This window comes from uncultured Rikenella sp. (genome assembly GCF_910579375.1).
Lineage (GTDB): Bacteria > Bacteroidota > Bacteroidia > Bacteroidales > Rikenellaceae > Rikenella.
In genome coordinates this window covers 1-2967 of sequence record NZ_CAJTUJ010000200.1, presented here as the reverse complement: position 1 = coordinate 2967, position 2967 = coordinate 1, and the positions used below count along the sequence as shown (strand labels likewise).

The window sequence follows — 2967 nt, the reverse complement described above, 5'->3', positions numbered from 1 at the left end:
TCGACCCAATCGTCCGCATCCACAAAACCGATATATTCTCCTCGCGCGATTTCGATTCCTCGGTTTCGTGCTCCTCCCTGACGGACATTCTCTTTCAAGTCGATCACCACTACGTTGGGGTATCGGGTTTCGTAGTCGCGCAGAATGGCAATCCCATTATCCGGCGACGCGTCATTGACGCAGATGATCTCAATTCCCTCCAGTGTCTGATTGACCAGCGAATCGAGACAGCGAGTTAGAAATTGTTCGGCGTTGTAGCACGGAACGATAACTGAAACTTTATATTCTTTCATCATCCAGAAGATTAGGCATATAGTTTTTGAAGCTCTTGCATGACTTCACGATTTCCCGCTTCATTCGGATGATAACCATCGCCTGCATAATACTCGTCTTGGCCGAAACAGAGCGGATTGATCACAGTAACAAAGGGATATCGGCGAGGCAATAGGTCATAAATCGCATTATATCTCTCTACTGATCTCTCGACCAAAGGATTAGCGCGTACCATCGTCGGCCCCGGGGTCGCAACTTTAATAATGATTACTCGTTCAACCTTTGCCAGACAGCACTGATTCAAATAATTTTCTAAATTATGTTCAAACCGCTCTATCGAAACATCTGTTCGGTTCAAACTTCGTTTGACAAACTTCTTATAAATCGGCCAAAACACATTTTGCACCCCTTTCGGCATCTTGGCCAACAGACGATATCCCAAAGATGTAGTGCGCATATAACGAGGTGAACAATCACAAATACCCAGTTGAAGAATCACTTCGGAGGGGGAATAAAAAGAGAGGTATTCTCCATAATTACAATCAGATAACATATCCGTTGTACCTCCTCTACGAGATAAAGCGATGAAGTCTATATTTTTCACATGCTCGCGTAACATAGATAACCATGTTTGAGTATAATCCACTCCAGGACGAGGCAGCCCCAAAGAGTCACTAATACACAGTACTCGCTTAAGCATGTCCGTTTTATCGTTCGGTTATTATCACAAAGATAGGGATCATATGTATAGAAACCTAATTAGTGTGTTTGAGGCTTGTGTTAACGAGAAATCACTGTCTAAATAACCGAACGATAAAACGGATATGCTTAAGCAAGTGCTGTGTTGGAATAACCGAACGATAAAACGGACTCTGGTCTGTTCGTCGAAGTTTTGAGTGCCATGAACAAACGCTGGATCAGTTGTGATATAGACGGAATTCTGAATGATTATCCGGAATGCTGGCTGGATTATCTGGCCGACCGGTGCGGAGTGCGTTATCCGAACGTGCACGAGGCGAAAAACGGCGAGACGTTCTATAAGGAATACAAAAACGATTATCGACGCAGCGCATTCAAAGCCAATCTGCCTGTCGATTCGACCGGAGCGGAACTGGTACGCAGGCTCGCCGGGCGAGGATACGGTATTATTATGGCGACTTCACGACCATTGAACCATCCGTCATATCCAGGACTGTATGAACTGACCCGCAATTGGCTTCTGAAAAACGACATCCCATTCGATACGCTCCTGTTTAAAAACAGTACCGTCGACTTCCTCGACCTGTATCCGGACGTGGAATTGCACATCGAAGACGAACTGAAATATGCGCAGGCAGTAGCCGGAAGAGGCATTCCGGTGTATTTATACGCGAAGCACCTAAAACCCGGTGAACGGGTTACAGAAGGGATTACGCTCGTCGATAATTTGTTTGATATTCTGGAATATGTCGATTGAAACCGCTCCGTTTTTTAGCGTCTGTATGCCCGTAACCAATCGGGGAGAGACGATCTTCAATGCGCTGTCTTCTGTCGCACTACAAACTTGTCGAGATTTTGAACTCGTAATCATAGACTGCGGCAGCCGGGATAATTCGCGAGCAGAGATCGACCGCTTTTTCAAGTCACCAGTATACCAGGCAAATAAGTTCCCATACCGTTATGAACAACGGGATTATGTTCCGAAAACCGTGGAAGACTGGAACGAGCCGGTAAAACTCGCAACGGGGCGTTATATCGCTATGCTCGAAGGAGATGACGGCTGGCGACCGGAATATCTGCAAACCGCTTATGACAAGCTCTCAGCCTGCCCCGAGGTCGGTGTATACGCCACCGGAAATCAATTACGCCCGCGGCAACGGCAAGGTTACCTGAATTCGAATGAACTGGTCCGGTTCATTTATGGACAGACCGAAGTACCGCCGCCGTCGGAAACCATCTTCGTCCGAGCAGACCATACAGGAATTCCCTTTTTATATAACGATACTGATTACGAATACGCTCCGGAGATCGATCTCTATATCCGGATTGGACGCGACGGCTATGACGGATTCTTTGACGAGCATCAAAATACGATACGGGATATTTCACCAAAAGACCGCTCCTCGTGGCACTACTTCCACGACCGGTTTACGATAATGGAAAAATATGCCGCCCAAATGGGACGAGAAGCATATTGCAACGTACAAAAAGAATCGCTTCGCCTAACCGCCGGCACCGCGTTAGCCGCACGCAACCTTACTGATCTTCGAGATATATTCGGACACTTGAAGAAAACCGTCGGAGTGAAGAAAACCATCGGTGCGTTTATATCTGCCTTGAAACACGCCATAACGAAACGCACCATACATCGAATGCGCCGCAAATAGTCCCTATACTCTTATCAAACATCCGCTCATCCATCATGACTTCGTTCAAAGTCTCGGTTATCGTTCCGTGCTACAACGCCGAACAATTTCTAACTCGCTGTCTCGATTCGTTGGTCAATCAGACACTGGAGGGAATTGAGATCATCTGCGTCAATGACGCGTCGCCGGATAATGGGATTGCCATTCTGCGCGACTACGAAGCCCGATATCCCAACGTAGTGGTGATCGACTTGAAAGAGAATGTCCGTCAGGGAGGAGCACGAAACCGAGGAATCGAAATCGCGCGAGGAGAATATATCGGTTTTGTGGATGCGGACGATTGGGTCGA

The 2967-nt window shown here is 47.0% G+C and carries 5 protein-coding genes; 3 read left to right on the top strand and 2 right to left on the bottom strand.

Annotation, left to right across the window (positions count from 1 at the left end; translation table 11 throughout):
• Together QZ302_RS09640 and QZ302_RS09635 are read right to left on the bottom strand one after the other, a co-directional pair.
• Positions 1 to 293: glycosyltransferase family 2 protein (locus QZ302_RS09640; protein ID WP_294594847.1), on the bottom strand; the 293-nt coding region annotated here is incomplete at its 3' end.
• An 11-nt stretch (positions 294 to 304) separates the two neighbouring features.
• Entirely contained in the window at positions 305 to 973 is a 669-nt protein-coding gene (locus QZ302_RS09635) for an SGNH/GDSL hydrolase family protein (RefSeq protein ID WP_294594845.1), read from the bottom strand.
• A gap of 201 nt (positions 974 to 1174) precedes the next feature.
• Between QZ302_RS09635 and QZ302_RS09630 the strand changes: the two genes are divergently transcribed.
• The 3 genes from QZ302_RS09630 to QZ302_RS09620 form a co-directional block, all read left to right on the top strand.
• Complete coding sequence (locus QZ302_RS09630; RefSeq protein WP_294594843.1) at positions 1175 to 1729, top strand: hypothetical protein; 555 nt, start codon at positions 1175 to 1177, stop codon at positions 1727 to 1729.
• On the top strand, positions 1719 to 2639 hold the full coding sequence (locus tag QZ302_RS09625; protein WP_294594841.1) for a glycosyltransferase family A protein: 921 nt from the start codon (positions 1719 to 1721) through the stop codon (positions 2637 to 2639). Before QZ302_RS09630 ends, QZ302_RS09625 begins: the two co-directional genes overlap by 11 nt.
• Positions 2640 to 2674: 35 nt before the next feature.
• A partial coding sequence (locus tag QZ302_RS09620) for a glycosyltransferase family 2 protein (protein ID WP_294594840.1) occupies positions 2675 to 2967 on the top strand: 293 nt, incomplete at its 3' end.

What these genes read in the sequence shown, in the direction of transcription:
- QZ302_RS09635 (WP_294594845.1), bottom strand. Translation starts at nt 973, where the DNA reads ATGCTTAAGCGAGTACTGTGTATTAGTGACTCTTTGGGGCTGCCTCGT.
- QZ302_RS09630 (WP_294594843.1), top strand. Translation starts at nt 1,175, where the DNA reads ATGAACAAACGCTGGATCAGTTGTGATATAGACGGAATTCTGAATGAT.
- QZ302_RS09625 (WP_294594841.1), top strand. Translation starts at nt 1,719, where the DNA reads ATGTCGATTGAAACCGCTCCGTTTTTTAGCGTCTGTATGCCCGTAACC.